This window comes from Paraburkholderia sediminicola (genome assembly GCF_046027355.1).
GTDB classification, from domain to species: Bacteria; Pseudomonadota; Gammaproteobacteria; order Burkholderiales; family Burkholderiaceae; genus Paraburkholderia; species Paraburkholderia sediminicola_B.
The window spans coordinates 310257-334486 of record NZ_JAQQEK010000001.1 but is presented as its reverse complement, the minus strand read 5'-3'; the positions used below and the strand labels follow the sequence as shown (position 1 = coordinate 334486).

Genomic DNA, 24230 nt, shown 5'->3' with positions numbered 1-24230 from the left:
GCCCTCGCCTTTGCACGCGCCGATGACGTCCAAACGTGAATACAGGTATGCTTTTGCGAGCATCAGCGGACCTGCGGCCCGGCGCATCGCGCGGGCACGAAATACAACACCCTCGCAGCATGTCCGCGGCACACCGATCCGGAGAACCGTTTGAGCCAGCCCACTTCCGCGCCTGCCTCGGCGCCACCCGCACCACCGCCGCCGCTGAAGGGCGGCCAACTGGTGCTGGCCACGATTGCCGTCGCGCTCGCCACCTTCATGAACGTGCTCGACACGTCGATCGCGAACGTTGCGATTCCAACCATTTCGGGCAACCTCGGCGTCTCGGTCGATGAAGGCACGTGGGTCATAACCGTGTTCGCCGCGGCCAATGCCGTGTCGATTCCTCTCACTGGCTGGCTCACGCAACGCATCGGCCAGGTGAAGCTGTTCGTCGGCGCGATCCTGATGTTCGTGCTGGCGTCGTGGTTGTGCGGCATTGCGCCGACGTTGCCGATCCTGCTGCTCGCGCGGATCTTCCAGGGCGCCGTGGCCGGCCCGCTGATTCCGCTGTCGCAAGCCATTCTGCTCGGCTCGTATCCGAAGGAGAAATCCTCGACCGCGCTCGCCTTATGGGCGATGACCGCGACCGTCGGCCCGATTGCGGGCCCGGCGCTCGGCGGCTGGATCACGGATAGTTACAGCTGGTCGTGGATCTTCTACATCAACATTCCGGTTGGCATTTTCGCGGCCGGCGTCACGTGGATGATCTACCGCACCCGCGAGTCGCCGACCCGCAAGCCGCCCATCGACGTGGTCGGACTGGGCCTCTTGATCACGTGGGTCGCCTCGCTGCAGATCATGCTCGACAAGGGCAAGGACCTCGACTGGTTTTCGTCGCCGGTGATCGTGATTCTCGGCATTACCGCGCTCGTCAGCTTCGCGTTTTTCCTCGTGTGGGAATTGACCGAGGAGAATCCGATCGTCGATTTGCGGCTCTTCCAGCAACGCAACTTTCTCGGCGGCACGATTGCGATTTCGGTCGCGTATGGCGTGTTCTTCGGCAACCTCGTGCTGCTGCCGCAATGGATGCAGGAATATCTGAATTACCGTTCCGTCGACGCCGGTCTCGTGACCGCGCCGCTCGGCATATTCGCGGTGATCCTCGCGCCGGTGATGGGCCGCGTGCTGCCACGCTCGGACGCGCGCGTGATCGCCACGCTGGCGTTTGTCGGCTTCGCGATCGTGTTTTACATGCGCTCGAAGTATGTGATCGAGATCGACACGTGGCATCTGGTGATACCAACGCTGCTGCAAGGCATTCCGATGGCGCTGTTCTTCGTGCCGCTGACCGCGATCATCCTGTCCGGCCAGCCGCCAGGCAAGATTCCCGCGGCGGCGGGTCTGTCTAATTTCGCCCGCGTATTTTGCGGCGCGGTGGGCACTTCGATCGCCGGCAACGAATGGAACAACCGCACAGTGCTGCATCACGCGCGGCTTACCGAGCAGGCCTCCATCAACAACCCGGCGTTCAATCAGCAGATCGATTCGACCCAGTCGCTGCTGCATCTGAATCCGCAATCCGCCCATGCGTTGTTCGATTTCACCGTGAACACGCAGGCGGCCATGATGGGACTGAACGATATCTTCTTCGTCTCGGCGGTCATCTTTATTCTGATCATTCCGCTGATCTGGATCACGCGGCCGAGCAAGGGCGGTGGTGGGCCGGATGCGGCGGGCGCGCATTGAGCGCGATGCCGATGGCGATGCGTCAGCGGAAATAACGTGCGGGCGTGTCGCCGAACGCGTCCCGAAACACCGCGATAAACGACGACACGTCGCTGTAGCCCACCTCGAGCGCCACCTGTGTGACGCTCGCGCCGGCGCCAAGGTGTTCCAGCGCCACCAGCAGGCGAAGTTGCTGGCGCCACTGTCCGAAGGTTTGCCCCGTTTCCTTGACGAACAGGCGCGCCGCCGTGCGGGCCGTCACGCCGGCGGCCGCGGCCAGGTCTTCGAGTACCGCGGCGTCGGCCGGGTTGGCGCTCAGTGCCTCGGCGATCCGTTCGGCACGCGGGTCGCGCGGCCAGTTCAACCCTAACGGCGCTGTGCGCAGACCCGGCAGACGGTCCAGCAGCACTTGCACGAGACGCGCAGCGGGTTCGTCGAACGGTTGGTCGTGCGGCAGATCGGCCGCGGCGCTCAGCAACGCAGCCACCAATGAGTCGGGCACGACGGCGCAGGTGTGCGGTGGGAGCGGCGCGGCGTCCATGCCGACATGGAGCGAATGAAACTCGACGGGACTGGCGGCGGACAAGCGGTGCAGCACACCCGCGGGCATCCACACCGCGTGACCCGGCGGCACGACCCAGCGCTCGGTCTCGGTGCGCACGATCAGCACCCCGGCGCTCACGTGGATCAGCCGCGCGCGACGATAGGCGCCCAACGGTTCGTCCAGCGTCTCGTACCGCTCCCCGGTCACGAAGACAGGTTGCTCGACGCCGTCTGGATCAAAAGTCTCCATCGTGGAGTCCGTTTTGGCCGGTTGTTGCCAGAAAGGCAGCAAGATTAGCATAGCCGGTCAAAGACGCTCGCTGAACGCCGCTCGTGCTAGGTCCCGACGCACGGCGACGTGCCGCACGAACAATTCGCTCCGGCTTGCCAGTGGAATCGCGAAGGGCCGGAAGCCGGCGGGAAAACGACAGACACGGCGACCATCAGTTGTGGTCGGCATCGAAATCGTCCGCGCCGCAGATGATTTCCAGCGCACGCGAGCGACCGGCCAGAGCGGAGAGCCATTCGGTTGCGCCGCCGCCGGGGACCACCGCCACGACTCGCTAACGCGTCGTGCGATGCGCCCTCGCTTGCTTCGCGACACCGTATGACAGCGCTGTATCGATGAAGCCCCGCACGCAAGGTGAATGCTCGCGAACGCGGTATGCGACCGCGAGTTCGACGTGATCTTCAAAGTCACTCAAAGGTTTGAACACGACGCCGGGTTGCGCGAATGCGCCGATGGACTGAGGCACGAGTGCCACGCCGTAGCCCGCCGAAGCCATGCTGACCGCCGTGATGAAATCGTTGACACGGTACTCCGGCTGCGCATCGAATCCACCGATGCGACCGAGTCTGGCGAGATCCTCGGCGAAACCGGCCGCCTCGTTGAACTGCGGCGCAATGAACGGCAGCTCCCGCAGCTGGGAAGTCTTCACGGACTTCACGCGCGCGAGCGGGCTGTCCGCCGGCAGAGCGATCAGCAGACGTTCGCTCTGAATGACCTTGGCGGTGACCCCGTCGGGATAGTGCGCCCGGGGCCGAATGAAACCGACATCGATGGTCCCATCCGACAAGCGCTCCAATTGGGTCGGCGTTTCCATCGCGACGACGTGCATGCGAACATCCGGACTCGCTGTCCGGAATGCTCTGAGCGTATCCGGCAACAGACCGGTTGTAACGGCCGAGCCTATATAGCCAAGCGCAACGTGACCTGCCTGGCCTCTAGCGGCCAGGCGCCCGATGCGGTCGGCGCGCTCCAGTTGTCGCAGCGCGGCCCTGGCTTCGACCAGAAAGACGCCGCCTGCGTCGGTCAGCGTGATCGCCGCGCGTTTATTGCGGTTGAGCAACCTCACGCCGAGATCGGATTCGAGCCTTTTGATCTGCTGGCTGAGCACCGATTGTGCGATTTCGAGCCGGTCGGCCGTCCGCGCGAAATGCAGGTCGTCGGCCAACGCGACAAACAGTTTGAGCTGCCGGCTGTCGATCATCTTTAATCTCGATTCGCGAATAAAAATTCAGTTTATACGTGTTTAACCAATCACAGATAAGAAGTCCAATAACTGCACTTTCTTCCAAGGGGACACCTTCATGAGCACCGTCACAGCGTTACCGTTGGCCGCAACGGCCGACACGCAACCGAGATTTTCGATCGACCGCCATCCACATCACGAACGCCTGCGTCATATCACGGTGCAGCATGACGCGTTGCGAAAGTTCTTCTCATCGGTCAAAGACATCGAACTCCAGAACCTCGAGTACGTACCGTTCATGCGCTTCATGGTCGCGAACGCGCTCGAGCGCGCGGTCGGCGACGGCTTTGCTGCCACGCTTCGACAACTCGTGCGGGACCGCTCCACCGGAGGATTCACGCTCGGCGTCCAGGACGCGACTGCGGATCATCGCGATTTCGTCCGCTTCGGAACGGCGGTCGGCTATCTTCTCGGACCGGCGAATCACGATGCCATGTCGGGTACGTACTACGCCCGCTTTCTCGTGAAAGATACGGACAACAGCGACTCGTATCTGCGTCAGGCATACCGTCTTTTCACGCTGCACACCGACGGAACCTTCGTCGACGAGCCGACCGAGTGGCTGCTCATGATGAAGTTCGCGGAAGAGAACGCCGTCGGCGGCGAGTCGCGCTTCATGCATATCGACGACTGGAGCGAGCGCGGCACTTTCCTCGACGATCCGCTCGGCACGCGGCCGTTTCTCTACAAGGCGCCGGGTTCCAAGAACGTCGACGCGCAAGTCGAACGCCCGGTGTTCTTCCAGAGCGAGTACGGTCTGGCGATGTCGTTCATCGATCAATTCGTGCAACCCCGTTCACCCGCTGAAGCCGTGTATCTGCATGACCTTTCGGCGTCGATGGAAGCGGCGTCCGCGACGCGCGAGGTGCCACTTCCCACGGGCGACCTCGTGGTCCTCAACAACTACTTCTGGCTGCACGGCCGGGCGCCTTTCCAGAAGCATCCGGCGCTGCATCGCGAACTGATGCGCCAACGCGGAGTGTTCTCCAAATGACGACCGTCCAGCATCACCGCGGGTACGACGCTGATGTGCTGATCGTGGGCGGTGGCATCGTCGGCGTCTCGACGGCCATGCAACTCATCGAACGACATCCGGGACTGAGCGTGCTGCTCCTCGAGAAGGAGGCCTCGCTTGCCGCGCACCAGTCCAGTCACAACAGCGGCGTGATTCACGCGGGCGTGTATTACGCGCCGGGAAGTCTCAAGGCCGATTTTTGCCGGCGCGGCGCGGCGGCAACCTACGCGTTCGCCCGCCGTCACAACGTGCGGGTCGAACAATGCGGCAAGCTGATCGTCGCGACCAACGACGTCGAAGTCGAAAGGCTGAATGCGCTGTACACGCGTTGCCAGCAGAATCAGCTCGAGCCGCAGATGCTCGGCGAAGCGGCGCTGCGCAAACTCGAGCCGCGCATCGCGGGGCGCGCGGCGATTCGCGTGGCTACCAGCGGCATCGCGGACTATCCGGGCATGACTGAGACGATGGCCCGGCTCGCGCGCGAGCAAGGCGCGCAGATCGTGCTGAATCAGCGCGTGGAGGCGCTCCACGAGGACGAAAACGGCATTACCGCGGAAACGTCGAATGGCCGCTTCCGGGCAAGGCATGCCATTGTTTGCGCGGGCTTGATGGCGGATCGCCTCGCGAAGATGTGCAAAGTCGATCTCGACTTTCGTATCGTGCCGTTTCGCGGCGAATACTACCGCTTGCCGTCGACGAAGAACGACATAGTGAAGCATCTGGTCTATCCGGTACCTGATCCCGCGCTGCCTTTTCTCGGGGTGCACCTGACACGCATGATCGGAGGATATATCACCGTGGGGCCAAACGCCGTGCTGGCGCTCGCGCGCGAGGGCTATCGCTGGCGCGACGCAAATCTGAAGGATCTCGCCGGCATGGCCGCTTTCCCGGGATTCTGGAAGATGCTCGGAAAACATGGACCATCCGGGCTCAGCGAGATGCGTAACTCGCTGTGGAAGCGGGGCTACCTCGAACTGTGCCGCAAGTATTGTCCGGAACTCGTGCTGTCCGACCTCGAACCCTACCCGGCGGGCGTGCGCGCGCAGGCCGTGATGGCGGACGGCAGCATGGTGCATGATTTCCTGATCCGCTCGTCGCGGCGCAGCCTGCACGTGTGCAACGCACCTTCCCCGGCGGCCACCTCCGCCTTGCCGATCGGCGCGCATCTCGTCGAAGCGTTCGACAAGCAATTCGATCTTGCTCCGCTCGTCGCGTCGCAATCGAAAAAGCAGGCATGCGGTCTGGCCATGGAATGACGGTCCAGGCAGGAACCGGGTCTGAAAAGACTACGCGGCGTTTCGCACGGGAACGCCGGTCAGCATGACGGCGCGTGCGGCACTTAAAGGTTATGCCCACGTCAAGCTGGGTCGATGCCTTCATCGGACTTCGCCGGATCAGGCTAATCAACCTATGTACTCACCCGTCGCGACATCCGACGCCTAACAGCCGCCGGAATCCAGAGCGAGTTTCAGTGCTACAACATCAACAGCTTTGAAACGATTGAGCGAATGATTCGCCGCGGCATCTACAAGGGGCCACTGGTGATGAACTGGGTGGCTATCAGCGGCGGCATGGATCAAGCGAACATATACAACCTGGCCAACTTCCTGCGTGCCGCGCCGGACGGCGCGGTGATCACGGTGGAGAGTTCGGTGCTGAATGTGCTGCCCGTGAATATGATAGGGATTGCCTTGGGCCTACATGTGCGGTGCGGCATTGAGGACGTGCACTGGAATCAGACCCGCACGGGCAAGATGAGCTCCGTCGAGCAGATCAAGCAGTTGGTGCGTATCGCCGGCGAGTTTGGCCGCCCCATCGCGACAGCGAAACAGGCACGAGAGATCATGAAGATTGGGGTCTTCTACGACACGGCGGAAGAGACGCTTCAGGCCAATGGCTTCGCGCCCAATCGTAACGGTGGCAACCATGGATTCCTACGCAAGCCGACCTGAATTGAAGCCGAATGAATGCCACGACAAACCCCGATTGATCCTGTCGATGAGTTGCGTCCCGGCAAGCGCAAAACCCTCTTTGTCGATGACGAGCGGTCAACTCGACGGCCATCTGTTGAGTTGACCGTCACACGGCTTACTTTTCGATTTGACGACAGTCTGTATGCACAGTGCGAGCGACTGATAGCGACCAGGCATCGTCGCGCCCATCATCGGGATGCCGAAATATCCTTCGGGATAGCGATAACTGTCCCAATCCAAGATCGCCACGATCGAACCGTGCCGCACACCGAGCGAAGCAAGCGCATTGGTAAGGCGGCCGATGCGCCGGTTCAGCATGGCGAACGTGAGGCGCGTGCCGCGTGAGTGCCCGTCAGCCCTCTTCGAGCAGACCGAGTACGAGCGCGCGACGCACCGCATGCTTGCGCGAGCTGGCGTCGAGCTTACCGAACAGGTTCTTCAGGTGCCACTTCACCGTGCCCTCCCCGACCGTCGCGGCCACGGCGATTTCCTTATTCGACAGATTGCGTGCGAGCAGTTCGAGGATCTCGCGCTCCTTCGGCGTCAGCACAATGCTCAGCACCGCGCGTGGATTGCCAGCCCCACGCAACGCAGGCGGCCGTGCAATGCGCGGCACGGCGATCGTGCGAGCGGTGTTGCCGGCATCGGCCTGTTCGGCGCTCACGCGCCTCGCCCAATCCGCCAGTGCCGGATGCGCGTCAGCCAGCGTACGCGTCAGATCGTAAGTCTGCGCGAGGTTCATCGCTTCACGCAGCAGCGGCAGGCCATTTTCGCCGGTCCGCTCGAGCGCGAAGGCGCGCAGTGCCATCAATTCGATCCTCTGCACACCCAGCTTTTGCGCCTGCGCGAGTTCCGCCGCGTCGGCGAGTGTGCGTAGCATGCTGTCGTTACGCCGGGCCGCCAGATCGGCGCGCGCGCGTGCGAGCACTTGCAGCAAGACGACCGAGCTCCGCCACAATGGCCCGCGCGGTGTCGCTGGCGCTGCCATGATCTCGTCAATGTCGCGCACCAGCGCGTCGCACGTCTCGGCTCGATAACGGCTCGCGTGGATGCGAACCTGTTCGGCGATACTCGCGATGCGCAAGCGTGGCAGGCGCCGCGCGACGCCCATTGCGTACAGCGCTTCGAGCAGATCGAGCGCGCGGTGCTCGCTGCCGCGCGCTCCGGCAATGCGTGCGGCCGTGCAGTAGGCGAGCATGACAGTCTCGGGCGTACCGCCCCGTTCAAGCACATCCAGCCGGTTGGCAAGCAGCGCGGCGGCCTCGTCGACGCGATCGGCTTCGTAACTAAGTGCCGCGCAGACTGCCGCAAACATGCACGTGAGCGGATGCCGCCGACCCAGATCGGCTTCGGCGCTCGTCAACGCCGGCACCACGACCTCTTCGGCGAGGCGCAACTGGCCTTCCCTCAAATAGCTCAAACCGACCGTGTGATCGCCCCAACGCGCGACATAACCGTGCCCGTTTCTCAATTCCGCGCGCGGCACGCGCTGCTGGATACGTCTCGCCTGCGCCGGCTCGCCGAACAGAACCGAGCGCGCCGACAGACGGTTCGCGTGGATCTGGGCAAGCCATGACGTCCCGTCGGGCAGATGGTCCGCCCACGGCTCGAACAGTTCGACAAAGCGATCAGGTTCGTCCGCGTAATAGGCGGCCGCGCTCAGAATCAGCGCGCACTCGTAGCGCAGTTCCGTCCCGACACCCGGCGCCGCGAGAACGCGCTCGACCTGGCAGCGCGCCTCCTCATGCCGCTGTCCGAGCGCAAGCGCCCATGCCGCCGCGAGCCGCAGGCGCGGTCGCTGCTCCAGTTCCGCTTCCGGTAGCCGGTCGAGCCAGTCCAGCACAGTGCCCAGATGTCCCTGCTTCACGGCATCGTGCAGCCAACGGTCCGCCAACTCGTAGGCGGTCTGGTGCTGCCCGGCCGCAAGTGCGTGATGCGCTGCCTCCTGCAACATGCCCTGAGCGGAGAGCCACCCCATCGCGCGTGTATGAAGCGTGGTCTGCTCGCCGGCGTCGAGCGCGAGGAAACGCTCACGCAGCACGTCGCGCACGAGCATGTGCAGCCGGCACCAGGGGCCGTCCTCGGACGTGATGAACACAGGCGTTTGCCGCACGAGACTCGAGAGCCGCTCGGGCGCGCCGGGGTCGCCCGTCAGCGCCGCGCAGAGATCGGGATGCAGCATGTCGACGACGCTGATGCGCGTGAGAAACGCCTCGTCTTCGAGCGATAGATTTGCAAGCAACGCGCCCACGAGTTGATCGCGCGCCTTGCCCGGACCGGTCGCCAGCGATTCGACCGTCTTGCGCGGGTCCGCCGCGTGTGCCATGGCCGCGAGCGCGAGTTGCAAGCCGAGCGGCCAGCCATCCGTCGCTTCGAAGAGCCGCGCGCAGGCGTCCGCGTCGACACGCGGGCCGAAGCGGTTGCCGATCAGCGCGATCGTCTCGTCGAGGCGAAAGCGCAGCGCCTCGGGGCCCACCAGCATCGCCTGCCCATAGGCAAGCAGATCGCCGAATGCCAATTCGAGGCCGCCCCGCGCGGCGACGATCACCCGCAGGTTCGGCGGCGCATTGTGCAGCACGTAGGCGAGCACCTCGGCGCCGTCGGCGGGCATCCGGTCAGCGTCGTCGATGAACAGCACGACGTCGAGCGGCAGCCGTGCCACTTCCGCAAGCCAGGCGGTCACGCTATCCAGGTCGCCCGCCACCGCCGTCGCGCCGTCGAGCAACAGGCGACCGAAGGCGGGCTGCGCGCAAGCCGTGCGCATCGCGTGGACGAGGCTGGGCAGAATGTGTTCAGCGTCGTCGCGTTCGTCGGCAAGCAGCCACGCGACTGCGGCGCCGACCGCCAGATGCTCGCGCCGCCACTGCGCCAGCAGCGAAGTCTTGCCATATCCGGCAGGCGCCTGCACGAGCACGATCGGCTGGTCATTGAACGACGGTCCCAGCGCGCTCAGGCGCGAACGCGCCAACAGATGGTGCGGTGCGCGCGGCGCGATCGTCTTCAGGACGATTTCTGTCGCAGCGGGTTCGTTGCCGAAGGAAGAGGAGGACATCTGGCGAGGTTGGTCGACGTTCCGGCCGGCAGGTGCGGGATGCTTTTACCGACAGCGCGTTTACAGGATGGGTCGGATTGTCCGCGTGCGTCAAGCCCCTCCCTTGACGGGAGGGGCGCCCGACGCACCGACGTACTACGCTGTGTCTTCAACAGGCATGCGGTGTCGCGAAGGTTTCATTTCCGCACGCCGATGTGCCCGGCCTGAAGCCTACTGCCGAGCAATATATCTCATGTACCGTCACCTTCTCGTCCCCGTCGACGGCACCGATGCGTCTATCGAAGCACTCGGCCAAGCGGTCGAGTTCGCCCAGTCGATTGGGGCTCGGATCACCTTCTGCCCGTTGCCGGCGTCGCTCATGGCGTCGAGCAACGATAAAAAACCCGACCGATGCGCGCAGCCGATCGACGACACGGTGACAGGAGAACTGCTCGCCCGTGCCGAAGCAGCGGCACGCGCGCAGGGCGTACCGTGCTCGCTGGCCTTGCCCGGCGTGGATGCGGCACCGTCCCCGATCGCCGCGACCGCGCGTGCACATGGCTGCGATCTGATTTGCGTCGCGCCGTGGCCGTTGGCGCCGTCGAATGGAACATCGGAGCACGGCATGGCTACGGTCGACGGCGGCGGCGTCGCGGTGTTGACGTGCGCGATCGATCCCCGCCCGGCAGTCGCCCAGGCGATCGGCATTCTGCTTGCCGGGCAACGCAAGGTCGCCGCGCACCTGCATGCCGCGCTGCGCGCTGCGCGGATAGCGTGCGGGTCGGGCCGCCCGCTCAAGGTGACAACGCTGCACCAGATTGCCAGCCGCCTGAAAGCGTTGCAGAGGCCGGATCATCACACGATGACAGAAGCCCTTTTTGCGCGACTTCGCACGCGCACTTCCGCCGTCGATGCGGAACTTGACGAACTGGGACGGCAGCATCAACGTGCCAATCAGATGTTCGAAGAATTAATCCGGCTGGTTGCACGCGACGATGAATCCGCCGCGACCGGCGTGAGGATCGAAGAGGGTCTGCGCGCGTGCGCACAATTCACCTGGGAGTATATCGGGCGTAAGGAAGGCGTCGTATTGCCTGCCGCGCGACGCGACTTGAGCGACACCGACTGGGACGCATTGGCGGAAGAGTTTTCCACCATGCCAACCGACAAGTCGCCGAGCCCCCCGACGTCGTAAAGAAACGGGCGCAAGGCCCCGCCGAAAAAATTGGAGACATGAATGGCACATGCAATACGAATGTACGAAACCGGCGGCCCGATGGCATCTCGTGCGAGACGGCTGGCTCGGCATTCATCTTGCCGATGCCATTCACGACGATGAACTGTTCGCTGCACTGCTGAAGCATCAATCCAACACCCCTACCGCCCCACCAACTCCGCCAGCACGGCCTCATAACCCGTCGCCCCGATCACCCGCTCATTCACCCCGTCCTCGAACTCGATCCACCCCGAGTTGAACCCATCGATCATCTCGATGCGCGGCGCCGGCCAAGCCGTGCCTTGCGCCTGGAACAGCGCTTCCCACTGATCGCGCGGCACCGCCTGAGCCTTCACCGACCGCCCGAGCACGCCGCCGAGCAGCGCGGCGATCTCGTGCTGGGTGTAGCGCTGCGGACCTTCAATCTCGATCACGCGACGGCCCTGCCACGACTGCGTCAGCGTGCCTGCGATCACACGGCCGATATCCGCGGTGGCGATCATTGGATACGCCCGCTCGAGCGGTTGCAGAAAGCTCGGCATCACGCCCGTGCCGCGGGCCGGGGCGATATCCCACAGCGAATTTTCCATGAACCAGGCGGGCCGCAGGATCGCCGTCGGAATGGACAGATCGGCGAGCGCCGTCTCAAGAATATGCACTTGCGTAATCAAGCCGAGGCCGGACTCGCGCTGCCCGCCGACCGACGACAACGCCGCGACGCGCGCCGGCCTCGCCTTCGTCAACGCCTCCTTCAGCGCGGTGGCAGCCGCGTGCGCGTTGGGATAACCCGGCTGTGGCGCGAAGTTCGGCGCCACCATCACGAAGACACCCGCCGTGCCGCGAAACGCGGCGGTGAGCGCGTCGGCGTCCTCGAACGAGGCGATCGCCACTTCGGCGCCCCGCTTCGCCCACTGCTCCGCCTTGCTTTCGTCACGCAACACGGCGCGCACCGCATGCCCCGCGTCCAATAGCGCGCGTGCCGCCGCGCCGCCAACCTGCCCTGTCACACCGGTAATTGCAAACATGCTCGTCGCTCCTGGAATACGGCCAATGCCGCGCTGCAAGCATTCTCGGCGTTTCCAACCGATTTCACGAGAGCATGAATGTCATTTGCTTAATGACAATTTGGCATGAAAAACGCCTCTCGGGATGAATATCGCAAAAAAGGAGTTTGACAAACTATCTTTAGATATATATCTTAAGACACATCTTAAGACACAAGCGGGAGTACCAAGATGCGTCATCAACACCGTTTTTCCCGTCCGCGCACGGCGGACGACAGCTTCTACACCAGCCATGACCGCGGGGCACTTCATGCGTTCTGGCATGCCTTTGCCCGTCACCACGACTATCGCGGCGAGCGCGGCGGCGAAGCACGCGGTGACGGCTTCGAAGGCCGTCGCGGCGAGCGCGGCCGCAATGACCGCGACGAATTCCGTGGCGACCCGCGTGGCGGCCCTGGCCGTCACGGCTACGACCGCTTCACGCTACACGCGCTGTGGCACGCCATCGGGCGTCATCACGAACATCGCGGCGGCGGGCGTGGCGGGCGCTTCGGCGGCGGCCCGGGCGGCTTCGGCGGCGACGGCGACGGTTTTCCGCGCGGCCGCAAATTCAGTTCCGACGACCTGCAACTGCTGCTCCTGTCGATGATCGGCACGCAGCCGAGCCACGGCTACGAGCTGATCAAGGCGCTCGAAACGCGCTCGAACGGCTTTTACAGCCCGAGCCCAGGCATGGTCTATCCGGCGCTCACGTATCTGGAAGAACTCGGCTACGTGACGGTGCAACTCGAAGGCAACCGCAAGCGCTACGAACTGTCGGAAACGGGCCGCGAATATCTGGCCGCCAACCGCGACCGCGTCGAATTGATGTTGGCCAAGCTGAGCCATATCGCCCGCAAGATGGATTCGGTGCGCCGCGCATTTGCCGGCGAAGAGCCGGCCGATATCAGCGAAGGCGGCTGGCTGCCCGAGCTGAACGAAGCGCGCCGCGCGCTGAAGCATGCGTTGCTGCGCCGTGACAACGCGCCGGCGGCGCAACAGCGTCGCATCGCTGAAATTCTGATGCGCGCGGCGAAAGAAATCGAAAGCGAAGTCAAACCGGACAGCAGCGAAAACGGCGACGGCGGCGAAGCGGCCCTTTGAAATCATGCCGCCCGTGCCTCGCGTGCGCTTGCGCGCCGGGAGCGCCGCCCGCGCGTGAGCGCGCGCCCATCGAACCCAAAGGAATACCACTCTTATGCCGACAAAAGACTACCAAGCCGACCATCAAACCGATCTCGCAGTCCGCCGCGTGCGCCATCCGCTGAAGTTCCGTCTGCTGCAAGTCAAGCAGGTGCGGGCGCTGACTCCGCATCTCATCCGCGTCACATTCACGGGCGAAGATCTGCACGACTTCGTCTCCGCTTCGTTCGACGACCACATCAAGGTGTTCTTCCCCGAACCCGGCGCGGACAAACCGGTGCTGCCCGAAGCGGGCCCCGACGGTCCGGTGTTTCCCGCCGGCCAGCCGCGCCCGATCGCACGCGATTTCACGCCGCGCCGCTTCGATCGCGAGGCGCGCGAACTCGACATCGAGTTTGCGATGCACGAAGCGGGCCCCGCGGCGACCTGGGCGGCGCAAGCCAAAGTGGGCCAGTATCTCGGTGTCGGCGGTCCGCGCGGTTCGCTCGTGATACCCAAGGGCTTCGACTGGCATCTGCTGATCGGCGACGATACCGCGTTGCCCGCCATCGCCCGGCGTCTCGAAGAGCTGCCGGCCGGCACGCGCGTCGCGGCGGTGATCGAAGTGGCCGATCCGTCGGCACAGCTCGAATTCACGACGCAGGCCGAGTTGCATCTCGTCTGGCGCTATCGCAGCGAAGCGGGTGTGCGCGGCGAAGCCTTGCTGCAGGCTGTGCGCGACACCTACCTGCCCGCGGACGGCGAAGGCTACGTATGGGCAGCCGGCGAATCCGCGACAATGCGCGCGGTGCGCTATCACCTGTGCACGGAACGCGGCGTCGACAAATCACGCATTCGCGCGGCCAGCTACTGGAAACAGGGCGCCGAAGCGGTGCACGAAACGCTCGACGATTGAGCGGGCCGCCGCTGGCGGATCGCCTGCGCCTCGGCGTACGCGAACTTGCGGCGGCGCGAGTCGCGCAAGCGGCGTGCTTCCAAAAACAACAACAAGGAATCGACCGATGTACTCAATAAGCGCAAAGCACGAACGCCGCCTGCTGTGGCTGCTCGCGCTGACGCAGTTCACCATCATCATGGACTTCATGGTGATGATGCCGCTCGGCCCGCAGATCATGCACGCGTTCGCCATCACGCCGGCCGCATTCGCGACGGCCGTGTCGGCGTATTCGTGGTGCTCGGGACTGTCGGGACTGTTCGCGGCGACCTATATCGACCGCTTCGACCGGCGCCGTCTGATGCTGACCATGTATGCGCTGTTCGCGCTGTCGAACCTGGCGTGCGCGCTGGCGAGCAGCTTTCTCTTGCTGCTCGCCGCACGCGCGTTCGCGGGGATCACGGGCGGCGTGCTGGGCTCGGTGATCATGGCGATCGTCGGCGATGTGATCCCGGTTCAACGCCGTGGCGCCGCCACCGGCACGATCATGACCGCCTTTTCCCTCGCGGCGATCGCGGGCGTGCCGGCCGGCGTGATGCTCGGCGCGCACTTCGGCTGGGCCGCGCCGTTCTTCCTGCTGGTGGCGTTGTCACTGCTCGTGTGGACGGCGGGACGGCAACTGGTGCCGTCGCTGGCGGAGCATTTGAGCCGCCGTCAGCCGCCGCTCGCGGAAGTGCTGCCGGATTTGTGGCGGCTCCTGAGCAACCCGCGGCATCTGAATGCGTTCGCGCTGACCTTCATGATGATGGTCGCGCACATGCTGGTGATTCCGTTCATTTCGCCGGTGCTGGTCGCCAATCACGGCGTGGCGCCCGAACAATTGTCATGGCTCTATATGGCCGGCGGCGCGGCGACGTTCTTTACTTCGCGCCGCGTGGGCAAGCTCGCTGACAAGTACGGCACGCGGCGCGTGTTCCGGATCGCGGCGGTGCTCGCGTTTGTGCCGGTGCTGTTCGTCACGCATCTGCCGAATCTGCCGTTCTACGCGCTGGTGATGTTCTTCCCGGTTTTCATGGTGCTGATGTCCGGGCGCATGGTGCCGATGCAGGCACTGCTGACCACGGTGCCCGAGCCTGCCCGGCGTGGCGCTTTTCTTAGCGCGAATAGTGCGCTCCAGGCGTTGGGCACGGGATGCGGCGCGTGGATCGGCGGCTTGATGCTCAGCAGCTCGCCGAGCGGGCAAATCATGGGTTACGGGACGGTCGGCTGGGCCTCGGTTGCGGTGGCGCTGGCCGGCGTGTTCTGGGTTTCCCGCGTGCGCGGCGCGCAAGGCGATGCGCCCGCGCCGGCGATGTTGCATGGCGAAGCGGTCGGCGAAAGTTGATTGCGTGTCTCGCTCGGCGCCCGCCCCACTTCACCCCTGCTGCGCGCCCAACGTGGCCAACGGATGCGCCTCGCTCTTCCACGGCGAAGCGAGGAAATGCCTGACGCGCTCCGGCCGCACCTCGGCGAGCGTGGCAGGCGCCCAGCGGGCTTTGCGATCCTTATCGATCAACTGGGCTCGCACGCCTTCGCAGAAATCGCCCTCCTCGATCACGCGTTTGACGATACCCAGCTCCATGCGGAAGCACTCCGCCAAGGTCATCTGCCGGCCGCGCAAAAGCGCCTCACGCGTGACGTAAAGCATGGTGGGTGAATGACCGGCCAGCGCGTCGTAGGTGGACTGCAACCACTGCTTCACCTCGCGCGGCGGCTCGCGCTCCAGGTCGTGCCGCACCGTCGCGACCATCCGCTCCACGCTCGAACGCCGGTCGAAATGCCGCAAGATCAGTTGCGTAAACGCCGCCAGCGGCGCGTGCGGAATGATGTTGCACGGCGGCTCGAACACGCCGCGCAAGGCGGCCATCAGATCGCCTTCGAGCGGCATGCGCTGCAAACGCTCTTCGAAACTGGCGAGCCATTCGGCCGGCACGCACAGATCCGCCAGTTGCAGGCGCAACGCGTCGGCGCCGGACAAGGTCGCGCCGGTCAGCCCGATATACAGTTCCATCTCCGCCGGCATCACGCTCAGAAAGCGCGTCGCGCCGACGTCGGGCAGAAAGCCGATGCGCGTCTCCGGCATGGCGATCTTGCTGCGCTCGGTCACGATGCGCAGCCGCGCCGCCTGGCCGAGTCCCATGCCGCCGCCCATCGCGATGCCGTCGAGCAGCGCGACCACCGGCTTCGGAAACGTGTGCAGCGCATAGTCGAGCCGGTATTCGTCGACGAAGAACGCGAGCCAGCGGCTGTCGCCGTTCTTCGCGAGCCGCTGCACTTCTCGCACATCGCCGCCGGCGCAGAAGCCCTTCGTGCCCGCGCCTTTCAGCACGAGCGCGACGATGCCGTCGTCGGTGCGGCAATGTTCGACCAGCACGGCAAGCTCGCGGACCATCGCGTGCGAAAGCGCATTGAGCGCGGCCGGCCGGTTCAGCGTGATGATCGCCACGCGATTCACCACGCGAAACAGGATCTCGCGTTCCGCTTCGAGGCTCGTGTCGGGTATGACGCTTTGCAATGCGCTCATCAATGCGTCTCCTGCTGCGAGGAGTCCGCGTGCGCCTCCTGCGTCACCTGCCAGCGCGGCGCGCGCTTTTCGAGGAACGCGTTGACGCCTTCGCGCTGATCGGCGCCGTCGAACAGATCGACAAAGCGCTCGCGTTCCAGCGCCAGAGCCGCCGCGCGCGGCACGCCGTTGCGTCCCTGATGAATCAGCGTCTTGCTGAAGCCGACCGCCTGCGGGCTCAACGTAGCGACACGCGCCGCCATGGTCAGCGCGGCCTCGCGCGCCGCGCCCTTCTCCACCACTTCTTCGACCAGACCGATGCGCAACGCCGTCGCCGCGTCGACGCGCTCGCCGGTGAGAATCATCCGCTTGGCCCAGCCTTCGCCGACCAGCCACGGCAGCGTCTGCGTGCCGCAACCGCAGGGCAGCAAGCCGACCGCCGTCTCGGGCAACGCCAGCAACGCATGCTGTTCCGCGATACGAATATCGCAAGCCAGCGCGCATTCGAGCCCGCCGCCCATCGCATAGCCGTTGATCGCCGCGATCACCACCGGCCGCGCGTTCTGCAAGGTTTCGAACGCCGCGCCGAAGCGCGCCGCCGCCGTGCGCGCGACTTCGCGGTTACCGTCGGCGAAGGTGTTCAGGTCGGCGCCCGCGCTGAAGAACTTGGGGCCGTCGCCGGTAATCACGATTGCTCGCACGCGCGCCTCGCCGTTCAAACGCTCGACGGTCTGCTGCAATTGCAGCAAGCCCTCCGGCGTGAACGCGTTGGCGGGCGGCCGCTTGAGCGTGAGTTGCGCGACGGCGCCGTCGTGCGCGTAGTCGAGTTCGATCATGCCGCGCCTCCCTCTTTGCCGTCCTGGCGATAGAGCTTGATGACCGCGGAAAAGTCGAGACGTCCCGCACCTTTCGTGCTCATCGTCTGGTAAAGCTGTTGCGCGAGCGCGCCGAGATAGACCGGTTGACGCGCGAATTTAGCGGCGTCGGTGGCGAGGCCCAGATCCTTGAGCATGAGATCCGTGCCGAACCCGCCGGTGTAACCGCGCGTGGACGGCGCCGTCTCGATCACGCCGGGCATCGGATTGTAGGTGTCCGAACTCCAGCAACGCCCCGTCGACGTATTGATGATGCCGCCCAGCACTTTCGCGTCGATGCCGAGCGCCTCGCCGAGCGACATGGCTTCGGCCACGCCCGCCATCGTGATGCCGAGCACGAGGTTGTTACAGATCTTCGCGACCTGACCCGTGCCGGTATCGCCGCAATGGACGATGTTCTTGCCCATCGCCGAAAGCACCGGCTTGACCTGCTCATACGCGTTCGCGCTGCCGCCGACCATGAAGGTCAGCGTGCCGGCCGCCGCGCCGCCGGTGCCGCCGGACACGGGCGCATCGACGAACGTATTGCCGTGTTGCTGCGCGAGTTCGGCGAACGCCTTGACGCTCGCGGGATCGATCGTGCTCGAATCGATGATGGTCACGCCCTTCGCGATGCCGGCGAAGATGCCGTCGTCCGCGGTCAGCACGCTGCGCACATGGGCCGCGGCGGGCAGCATGGTGATCACGCATTCCACGTCGGTCACCGCCGCTTTCGGCGAACCGGCCGCTTTCGCGCCCGCATCGACGAGCGACTGCACGGCTTGCGCGTTGAGATCGAACACGTTGACCGCGTGGCCCGCTTTGAGCAGGTTGTGCGCCATCGGCGCGCCCATGTTGCCGAGGCCAATAAAGCCTATTTTCATGATGTCGTCTCCAGTCTCCAGAAGCCGCGTGGACTCAGCGCAAGCTGATGGTCGTGTTAACGCCGTCGTTCACGGTGTCGTCGTCGAACCAGCGGGCGGTGACGGTCTTGGTCTGCGTGTAAAACTGCACGACCTGTTTGCCATAGGGGCCGAGATCGCCGAGCTTCGAACCGCGCGAACCGGTGAAACTGAAGGACGGCACCGGCACCGGAATCGGAATGTTGATGCCGACCTGGCCGATATCAATCTCGCTCTGGAATTTGCGTGCCGCCGCGCCGCTCTGCGTGAATAGGCCGACGCCGTTGCCGAACGGATTGCGGTTGACCAGCGCGATTGCGTCATCGAGCGTGGCCGCGTTCAGCACCACCAGCACCGGGCCGAAAATTTCCTGGCGGTAGATTTCCATTTCAGTGGTGACGTCGCTAAAGACCGTCGGGCCGATGAAATTGCCTTGCTCGTAGCCCGGCACTTTTACGCCGCGACCGTCGAGCGCGAGCGTCGCGCCTTCTTTCACGCCGGTTTCGATCAGGCCGAGAATGCGCTGCTTCGCCGCGCGCGAGACCACCGGGCCAATGTCCGTATTCGGTTCGTTGCCCGCGTTGACTTTCAGCGTCTTGGCCTTCGCCACCAGGTCCGGCAACCATTGCTGCGCCGCGCCCACCAGCACGACCACCGAGGTCGCCATGCAGCGCTGTCCCGCCGCGCCGAATCCCGCGCCGGCCAGCGCGTTCAGCGTTTGCTCGCGGTTCGCATCGGGCAGCACGACGGCGTGGTTTTTCGCGCCCATCATCGATTGCACGCGCTTGCCGTGTTCGCTGCCGAGGCGGTACACGTGCGTGCCGACCGCCGTCGAGCCGACGAACGAAATCGCCTTGACCAGCTCGTGCGTGCAAAGCGCGTCGACCACCTCCTTGCCGCCGTGCACCACGTTCAGTACACCCTTCGGCACGCCGGCTTCGAGCGCGAGTTCGACCAGTTGCATGGTCGAAAGCGGGTCCTGCTCGGAAGGCTTCAGCACAAACGTATTGCCGCACACGATCGCCATCGGGAACATCCACAGCGGGATCATCGCCGGGAAGTTGAAAGGCGTGATGCCGGCGCACACGCCGATCGGTTGCCGCAGCGTGTACGTGTCGACGCCGCCCGCCACGTTCTCCGCGAATTCACCCTGCTGCAAGGTACCGATCGAGCACGCATGTTCGACCACTTCGAGACCGCGGAAGATATCGCCTTCGGCGTCGGGAATCGTCTTGCCCTGCTCCGCGCTCAAGGTCTTCGCGATACGCGGCATATGCTCGCGTATCAGCGCCTGGTACTTCAGCATGATGCGCATGCGTGCGCCGATCGGCGTGTCCTTCCACGTCTTGAACGCGGTGTGGGCGGAACGGATCGCTTCGTTCACTTCATCGGCGGTGGCGAACGGCACGCGCGCCAGCACCTCTTGCGTGGCCGGATTGACGATGTCGCGCCATTCGGTGGTCTTCGATTCGACGAACTCGCCGTTGATCAGCAACTTGACGGTGGCAACGGCAGCAATTGCGCTCATGCTCAAACTCCTCTGCAGTGGCCGCGCGGCGGCCGGACAGTGACTGGAAATAAAAAGAATCAACGCAGATCCGGGAAATCTTCTTCCCAATACTCATCGGGCAGACGGGCGGGCTCGGCCTCGCGTTCCATTTCGCGGCGCCGCAATTCGACGCGGCGAATCTTGCCCGAGATGGTCTTGGGCAACTCGCTGAATTGCAGGCGGCGAATCCGCTTGTACGGCGCGAGCTTTTCGCGCGAGAACGCGAACACGGCGCGCGCGAGTTCGGGACCGGCTTCGTAACCCTGGCGCACGGTGACGAACGCCTTGGGCACCGACAAACGCAGCGCATCGGCGCTCGGCACCACGGCGGCCTCGCCGATCGCCTCGTGTTCGATCAGCACGCTTTCGAGCTCGAACGGACTCAGGCGGTAATCGGACGATTTGAAGACGTCGTCGGCGCGGCCGACATAGACGTAGTAGCCGTCGTCACGGCGCAGCGCCACGTCGGACGTGCGGTAGAAACCGTTGCGCATGGCTTGCGCGGTGGCGTTGTCGTTGTTCGCGTAACCGGTCATCAAACCGAGCGGCCGTTCGGCCAGCGGCAGCGCGATTTCGCCTTCGGTGACGGGCTGGTCGTCGGCATCGATGAGCTCGATGGTGTAACCCGGCAGCGGACGCCCCATCGAACCGGCCACGACCGGCTGGCCCGGCGAGTTGCCGATCTGGCAGGTGGTCTCGGTCTGGCCGAAACCGTCACGAATCGTGATGCCCCACGCGTGCTTCACGCGCTCGATAACCTCAGGATTCAACGGCTCGCCGGCGCCGACGATTTCGCGCAGCTTGACCGGATAGTCGGTCAGATGCTCCTGCACCAGCATGCGCCAGACGGTCGGCGGCGCGCACAGCGTGGTGATGTTGAAACGCACCAGCGCGTTCAGCGTGTCTTTCGGCACGAAGCGCGGGAAGTTGAAAACGAACACGCAGGCCTGTGCGTTCCACGGCGCGAAGAAGCAGCTCCACGCGTGCTTGGCCCAGCCAGGCGAGCTGATATTCCAATGGATGTCGTTCGGTTGCAGACCGATCCAGTACATCGTCGACAGATGGCCGACCGGATAGCTTTGATGCGTGTGTTCGACGAGCTTGGGCTTCGAGGTCGTGCCCGACGTGAAATACAGCAGCATCGGGTCGGTGGCCAGCGTGACGCCCTCGGGCGTGAATTGCGGCGATGCGTCATAGGCCGCCGCCAGATCGATCCAGCCGTCGCGCGGCGTGCCCACAGAGAGGCGCGTGAGCGGCGCTTCGAGCGCATCGAATTTGGCCAGTTCCGCGCTATCGACCACCGCGAAATTCGCGCCGCCGATCTGCACGCGATCGCGCACATCGTCGGCGGAAAGCTGGGTGGTGGCGGGCAGCACGATCGCGCCGAGCTTCATGGCCGCGAGCATCACGTCCCACAGTTCGACGCGGTTCGGCAGCATCAGCAGCAGACGGTCGCCGCGGCCCACGCCCACGCCGCGCAGGAAATTCGCCATGCGCGCCGACCGTTCCGACATCTGCGCGTACGACAGGCGCAGGCCGTCGGTGGCGGGATCGTCGACGATCCACAGGGCGGGATTGTCGTTATTGCGCGCGATTACGTCGAAGTAGTCGAGCGCCCAGTTGAACTCGCCTAGTGCCGGCCACGCGAATTCGCGGTACGCGCGGTCGTAGTCGGTTCGATGGCGCAATAACAGGTCGCGCGCGTCGAAAAAGGCTTTCGCTGCAGTCATCGTCGTCTCCTAATGGCGCGGTATGAGCTTCCGCTTTTTTGTCCCGCTGCTGCACTGCTTTCAATCCGGCCGCCGAGCTATTTTGCACTCAAACGCCGCTTCATTTGCATTTACACATGGCGCGCGATCAGCATGCGTTGCACCTCGCTGGTCCCTTCGTAAATCTGCGTGATGCGGGCATCGCGGTAGTGGCGCTCCACCGCGTAGTCCTCGAGATAACCATAGCCGCCGTGAATCTGGATGGCGTTCGAGCAGATCTCCTCGGCCAGTTCCGACGCGAACAGCTTGGCCTGCGAAGCCTCCGACAAACACGGCTTTCCCGCCGTGCGCAGCCGCGCCGCGTGATGCACAAGCAGGCGCGCGGCGTTCAGGCGCGTGGCCATGTCGGCAAGCATGTTGGCGATGGTCTGATGCTCCTTCAACGCCTTGCCGAACTGGATGCGTTCGTTTGCATAGAGACGCGCGGCATCGAACGCGGCCCGCGCGATGCCGATCGCCTGCGCGGCAATGCCGATGCGGCCGCCTTCGAGATTCGACAGCGCGATGCGCAAGCCTTCGCCCGGTTCGCCGAGCAGATTCGCTTCCGGCACGGCGCAGTCGTCGAGCGAAATCGGACAGGTGTCGGAGGCGCGAATGCCGAGCTTGTGTTCCGGCTTGCCGACGTTGAAACCCGGCGTATCGGTCGGCACGATGAAGGCCGACAGACCGCGTTTGCCGCGCTCGGGATCGGTGACGGCGAAAACGATCGCGAGATCGGCGCGTGAGCCGTTGGTCACGAACTGCTTGCTGCCGTTGAGAATCCACTTGCCGTCGCGCAGCACGGCGCGGGTGCGCAGATTGTTCGCCTCCGAGCCGGCCTGCGGCTCGGTCAGGCAGAACGCGCCGATGCGGCGGCCGGTCGCGAGGTCCTGCAAATAGCGGTCTTTCTGTGCTTCCGTGCCGAAGTTGAGGACCGGCCCGCAGCCAACCGAGTTATGCACGCTCATCAGCGTGGCGCAGGCGGCGCAGCCCGCGGCGATCTCTTCGAGCGCGAGCGCATAGGCTACGTAGTCCGTGTAGGAGCCGCCCCATTCCGCCGGCACGATCATGCCGAGAAAACCGAGCTCGCCCATCTGCTTGACGACCTCGGCGGGCAGTTGCGCGTCGCGATCCCATTGGCCGGCGTGCGGCGCGAGCCGCTCGGTGGCGAAGTCGCGAGCGGCGTCGCGGATCATCCGTTGCTCGTCGGTATAGAAGCTGTCCATGGCGCTCGGTCCTGTTTTATGCGTTTGATCGCGGTTCGTGTGCCGCCTCGTGGCGGTGTCTCCCACGCCAGGCTGTGCGCGATCGGTTGAGGCTCAGTGTAGGCAAGCCGCTGGACAGGTTCGATGCTCAGCCCGATCATTCTGACTGAGCGCAATTGCCATACTGGTACGATATGAGGCTCTATATATCCACGAATTCAGGCACTTGGCGAACCACCCCAAGGAAAACGTTGAGCGCTTTTGCCAGAGTCTCCGCAAAACAGGCCACGCATGAAGAACGATAAAGGGACGATTTCCGTCAGCATGGTCGAGGAAGCGCTCGCGCTGGCGCGCTCGCGCGGCCTCGATGCGTTGCCGCTTGCCGAAGCCGCCGGCATCGCGGCGCCGATGCTGACGTCGCCGAAAAGCCGGGTGTCGTCGGCGCAATACGGCGCGCTGTGGGCCGCAATTGCTCGCGCGCTGGACGACGAATTTTTCGGCCAGGATTCGCATCGCATGAAAAGCGGCAGCTTCATCGCCATGACGCAGACGGCGCTGACCGCGCGCAACGGCGCGCAGGCGCTTGCGCGCGCGGTCGGTTTCATGCGGCTGGTGCTGGACGATCTCGGCGTGCAGATCGAGACGGACGCGCAGCGCGTGCGTCTGCGCTTCGTCGAAAATGCCGGCACGCCGCCGGCCATGTTCGCCTACGCGACCTACTTCATCCTCGTGTACGGCCTGTTGTGCTGGCTGGTCGGGCGGCGCATTCCGTTGCTCGAGGCGCGCTTTCGCTGCGCCGAGCCGCCCGCCGCGCACGAATACCGGCTGATGTTCTGCGATCAGATGAACTTCGATCAGGCCGAGTCGTACGTGGACCTCGCGCCGGCGTTTCTCGACCTGCCCGTGATCCAGACGACCAAATCGGTCAAGCCCTTCCTGCGCGATGCGCCGGGCAGCTTCATCGTCAAGTACCGCAATCCCGGCTCGCTCGCGGCGCGCGTGCGCAAGATGCTGCGCGCCATGCCGATGGCGGGCTGGCCCGCCGCCGATCAGATGGCCGAGCGCCTACACGTCGCCGAGGCCACCATGCGGCGGCGTCTGAAACACGAAGGCTATACGTACCAGTCGATCAAGGACGACCTGCGGCGCGACATCGCGATCGGCGAGCTGCAGGACACCGACCGCACCATCGCCGACATCGCGACCTCGGTCGGCTTTGCCGAACCGAGCGCGTTTCATCGCGCGTTCCGCAAGTGGACCGGCATGCGGCCGACCGATTACCGGCCGGCGCGCGCGGATTTCACGCGCAAGACGGAATCGGACTAAGCTGTAAGGAGCAGGCCAGCCTTCTTT

Annotated in this window: 19 protein-coding genes and 1 pseudogene; 9 read left to right on the top strand and 11 right to left on the bottom strand. The window is 64.6% G+C overall.

Annotation, left to right across the window (positions count from 1 at the left end):
* Window positions 1–150 precede the first annotated feature (150 nt).
* A complete protein-coding gene (locus tag PQR42_RS01585) occupies window positions 151–1728 on the top strand; it encodes a DHA2 family efflux MFS transporter permease subunit (RefSeq protein WP_408209333.1) in 1578 nt (525 codons plus the stop codon).
* Between the two features lie 22 nt (window positions 1729–1750).
* On the opposite strand, the gene PQR42_RS01580 is transcribed toward PQR42_RS01585, so the two are convergent.
* Both PQR42_RS01580 and PQR42_RS01575 read right to left on the bottom strand, forming a co-directional pair.
* On the bottom strand, window positions 1751–2500 hold the full coding sequence (locus PQR42_RS01580; RefSeq protein WP_408384756.1) for an AraC family transcriptional regulator: 750 nt from the start codon (window positions 2498–2500) through the stop codon (window positions 1751–1753).
* 313 nt (window positions 2501–2813) lie between these two features.
* Window positions 2814–3740, bottom strand: coding sequence for a LysR substrate-binding domain-containing protein (locus PQR42_RS01575; RefSeq protein ID WP_408384758.1), 927 nt, complete (start codon window positions 3738–3740; stop codon window positions 2814–2816).
* A gap of 100 nt (window positions 3741–3840) precedes the next feature.
* Between PQR42_RS01575 and glaH the strand changes: the two genes are divergently transcribed.
* The 3 genes and pseudogenes from glaH to PQR42_RS01560 form a co-directional block, all read left to right on the top strand.
* Window positions 3841–4776, top strand: coding sequence for a glutarate dioxygenase GlaH (glaH, locus tag PQR42_RS01570; RefSeq protein ID WP_408384760.1), 936 nt, complete (start codon window positions 3841–3843; stop codon window positions 4774–4776).
* Window positions 4773–6053 (top strand): L-2-hydroxyglutarate dehydrogenase, encoded by a 1281-nt coding sequence (gene lhgD / locus PQR42_RS01565; protein WP_408384762.1) that lies wholly within the window; start codon window positions 4773–4775, stop codon window positions 6051–6053. The genes glaH and lhgD overlap by 4 nt, the downstream gene beginning before the upstream one ends.
* Window positions 6054–6227: 174 nt before the next feature.
* Window positions 6228–6749: pseudogene (locus PQR42_RS01560) on the top strand (3-keto-5-aminohexanoate cleavage protein); the annotation flags it as partial.
* Between the two features lie 96 nt (window positions 6750–6845).
* Here the strand turns inward: PQR42_RS01560 and PQR42_RS01555 are convergent.
* Together PQR42_RS01555 and PQR42_RS01550 are read right to left on the bottom strand one after the other, a co-directional pair.
* Window positions 6846–7088, bottom strand: coding sequence for a hypothetical protein (locus tag PQR42_RS01555; RefSeq protein ID WP_408493544.1), 243 nt, complete (start codon window positions 7086–7088; stop codon window positions 6846–6848).
* Window positions 7089–7122: 34 nt separating this feature from the next.
* Window positions 7123–9822, bottom strand: a complete 2700-nt coding sequence (locus tag PQR42_RS01550) for a winged helix-turn-helix domain-containing protein (protein WP_408384765.1) — start codon at window positions 9820–9822, stop codon at window positions 7123–7125.
* Window positions 9823–10054: 232 nt separating this feature from the next.
* On the opposite strand from PQR42_RS01550, the gene PQR42_RS01545 reads away from it, so the two are divergent.
* A complete protein-coding gene (locus PQR42_RS01545; RefSeq protein ID WP_408384767.1) occupies window positions 10055–10996 on the top strand; it encodes a universal stress protein in 942 nt (313 codons plus the stop codon).
* A 182-nt stretch (window positions 10997–11178) separates the two neighbouring features.
* Here PQR42_RS01545 and PQR42_RS01540 read toward each other — a convergent pair whose 3' ends face one another.
* A complete protein-coding gene (locus PQR42_RS01540; RefSeq protein WP_408384769.1) occupies window positions 11179–12042 on the bottom strand; it encodes an NmrA family NAD(P)-binding protein in 864 nt (287 codons plus the stop codon).
* Window positions 12043–12252: 210 nt separating this feature from the next.
* Between PQR42_RS01540 and PQR42_RS01535 the strand changes: the two genes are divergently transcribed.
* The 3 genes from PQR42_RS01535 (at window position 12253) to PQR42_RS01525 (ending at window position 15461) form a co-directional block, all read left to right on the top strand.
* Window positions 12253–13164: a PadR family transcriptional regulator gene (locus PQR42_RS01535; RefSeq protein WP_408384770.1), complete on the top strand. Its 912-nt coding sequence runs from the start codon at window positions 12253–12255 to the stop codon at window positions 13162–13164.
* Window positions 13165–13258: 94 nt separating this feature from the next.
* Window positions 13259–14098, top strand: a complete 840-nt coding sequence (locus PQR42_RS01530) for a siderophore-interacting protein (RefSeq protein WP_408384772.1) — start codon at window positions 13259–13261, stop codon at window positions 14096–14098.
* Between the two features lie 106 nt (window positions 14099–14204).
* Window positions 14205–15461 (top strand): MFS transporter, encoded by a 1257-nt coding sequence (locus tag PQR42_RS01525; protein ID WP_408384775.1) that lies wholly within the window; start codon window positions 14205–14207, stop codon window positions 15459–15461.
* 30 nt (window positions 15462–15491) lie between these two features.
* On the opposite strand, the gene PQR42_RS01520 is transcribed toward PQR42_RS01525, so the two are convergent.
* The 6 genes from PQR42_RS01520 to PQR42_RS01495 form a co-directional block, all read right to left on the bottom strand.
* Entirely contained in the window at window positions 15492–16640 is a 1149-nt protein-coding gene (locus PQR42_RS01520) for an enoyl-CoA hydratase/isomerase family protein (protein WP_408209366.1), read from the bottom strand.
* Window positions 16640–17455, bottom strand: a complete 816-nt coding sequence (locus PQR42_RS01515) for an enoyl-CoA hydratase (RefSeq protein ID WP_408209368.1) — start codon at window positions 17453–17455, stop codon at window positions 16640–16642. Before PQR42_RS01515 ends, PQR42_RS01520 begins: the two co-directional genes overlap by 1 nt.
* On the bottom strand, window positions 17452–18357 hold the full coding sequence (gene mmsB, locus PQR42_RS01510; protein ID WP_408384777.1) for a 3-hydroxyisobutyrate dehydrogenase: 906 nt from the start codon (window positions 18355–18357) through the stop codon (window positions 17452–17454). Before mmsB ends, PQR42_RS01515 begins: the two co-directional genes overlap by 4 nt.
* Before the next feature lie 34 nt (window positions 18358–18391).
* Window positions 18392–19903 (bottom strand): CoA-acylating methylmalonate-semialdehyde dehydrogenase, encoded by a 1512-nt coding sequence (locus tag PQR42_RS01505; RefSeq protein ID WP_408384779.1) that lies wholly within the window; start codon window positions 19901–19903, stop codon window positions 18392–18394.
* Window positions 19904–19962: 59 nt separating this feature from the next.
* A complete protein-coding gene (locus tag PQR42_RS01500; protein WP_408384781.1) occupies window positions 19963–21654 on the bottom strand; it encodes an AMP-binding protein in 1692 nt (563 codons plus the stop codon).
* Window positions 21655–21764: 110 nt separating this feature from the next.
* Window positions 21765–22898 (bottom strand): acyl-CoA dehydrogenase, encoded by a 1134-nt coding sequence (locus tag PQR42_RS01495; protein WP_408384783.1) that lies wholly within the window; start codon window positions 22896–22898, stop codon window positions 21765–21767.
* 270 nt (window positions 22899–23168) lie between these two features.
* Here PQR42_RS01495 and PQR42_RS01490 point away from each other — a divergent pair, with 270 nt between their 5' ends.
* Window positions 23169–24203, top strand: coding sequence for an AraC family transcriptional regulator (locus tag PQR42_RS01490; RefSeq protein WP_408209382.1), 1035 nt, complete (start codon window positions 23169–23171; stop codon window positions 24201–24203).
* Window positions 24204–24230 lie beyond the last annotated feature (27 nt).

Excerpts from the sequence above, each read along its gene's own strand:
- PQR42_RS01490 (WP_408209382.1), top strand. The coding sequence starts at position 23,169 with ATGAAGAACGATAAAGGGACGATTTCCGTCAGCATGGTCGAGGAAGCG.
- lhgD (WP_408384762.1), top strand. The coding sequence starts at position 4,773 with ATGACGACCGTCCAGCATCACCGCGGGTACGACGCTGATGTGCTGATC.
- PQR42_RS01505 (WP_408384779.1), bottom strand. The coding sequence starts at position 19,903 with ATGAGCGCAATTGCTGCCGTTGCCACCGTCAAGTTGCTGATCAACGGC.
- mmsB (WP_408384777.1), bottom strand. The coding sequence starts at position 18,357 with ATGAAAATAGGCTTTATTGGCCTCGGCAACATGGGCGCGCCGATGGCG.
- PQR42_RS01495 (WP_408384783.1), bottom strand. The coding sequence starts at position 22,898 with ATGGACAGCTTCTATACCGACGAGCAACGGATGATCCGCGACGCCGCT.
- glaH (WP_408384760.1), top strand. The coding sequence starts at position 3,841 with ATGAGCACCGTCACAGCGTTACCGTTGGCCGCAACGGCCGACACGCAA.
- PQR42_RS01500 (WP_408384781.1), bottom strand. The coding sequence starts at position 21,654 with ATGACTGCAGCGAAAGCCTTTTTCGACGCGCGCGACCTGTTATTGCGC.
- PQR42_RS01545 (WP_408384767.1), top strand. The coding sequence starts at position 10,055 with ATGTACCGTCACCTTCTCGTCCCCGTCGACGGCACCGATGCGTCTATC.
- PQR42_RS01540 (WP_408384769.1), bottom strand. The coding sequence starts at position 12,042 with ATGTTTGCAATTACCGGTGTGACAGGGCAGGTTGGCGGCGCGGCGGCA.
- PQR42_RS01580 (WP_408384756.1), bottom strand. The coding sequence starts at position 2,500 with ATGGAGACTTTTGATCCAGACGGCGTCGAGCAACCTGTCTTCGTGACC.
- PQR42_RS01530 (WP_408384772.1), top strand. The coding sequence starts at position 13,259 with ATGCCGACAAAAGACTACCAAGCCGACCATCAAACCGATCTCGCAGTC.
- PQR42_RS01575 (WP_408384758.1), bottom strand. The coding sequence starts at position 3,740 with ATGATCGACAGCCGGCAGCTCAAACTGTTTGTCGCGTTGGCCGACGAC.
- PQR42_RS01555 (WP_408493544.1), bottom strand. The coding sequence starts at position 7,088 with ATGCTGAACCGGCGCATCGGCCGCCTTACCAATGCGCTTGCTTCGCTC.
- PQR42_RS01515 (WP_408209368.1), bottom strand. The coding sequence starts at position 17,455 with ATGATCGAACTCGACTACGCGCACGACGGCGCCGTCGCGCAACTCACG.
- PQR42_RS01535 (WP_408384770.1), top strand. The coding sequence starts at position 12,253 with ATGCGTCATCAACACCGTTTTTCCCGTCCGCGCACGGCGGACGACAGC.
- PQR42_RS01550 (WP_408384765.1), bottom strand. The coding sequence starts at position 9,822 with ATGTCCTCCTCTTCCTTCGGCAACGAACCCGCTGCGACAGAAATCGTC.
- PQR42_RS01520 (WP_408209366.1), bottom strand. The coding sequence starts at position 16,640 with ATGAGCGCATTGCAAAGCGTCATACCCGACACGAGCCTCGAAGCGGAA.
- PQR42_RS01525 (WP_408384775.1), top strand. The coding sequence starts at position 14,205 with ATGTACTCAATAAGCGCAAAGCACGAACGCCGCCTGCTGTGGCTGCTC.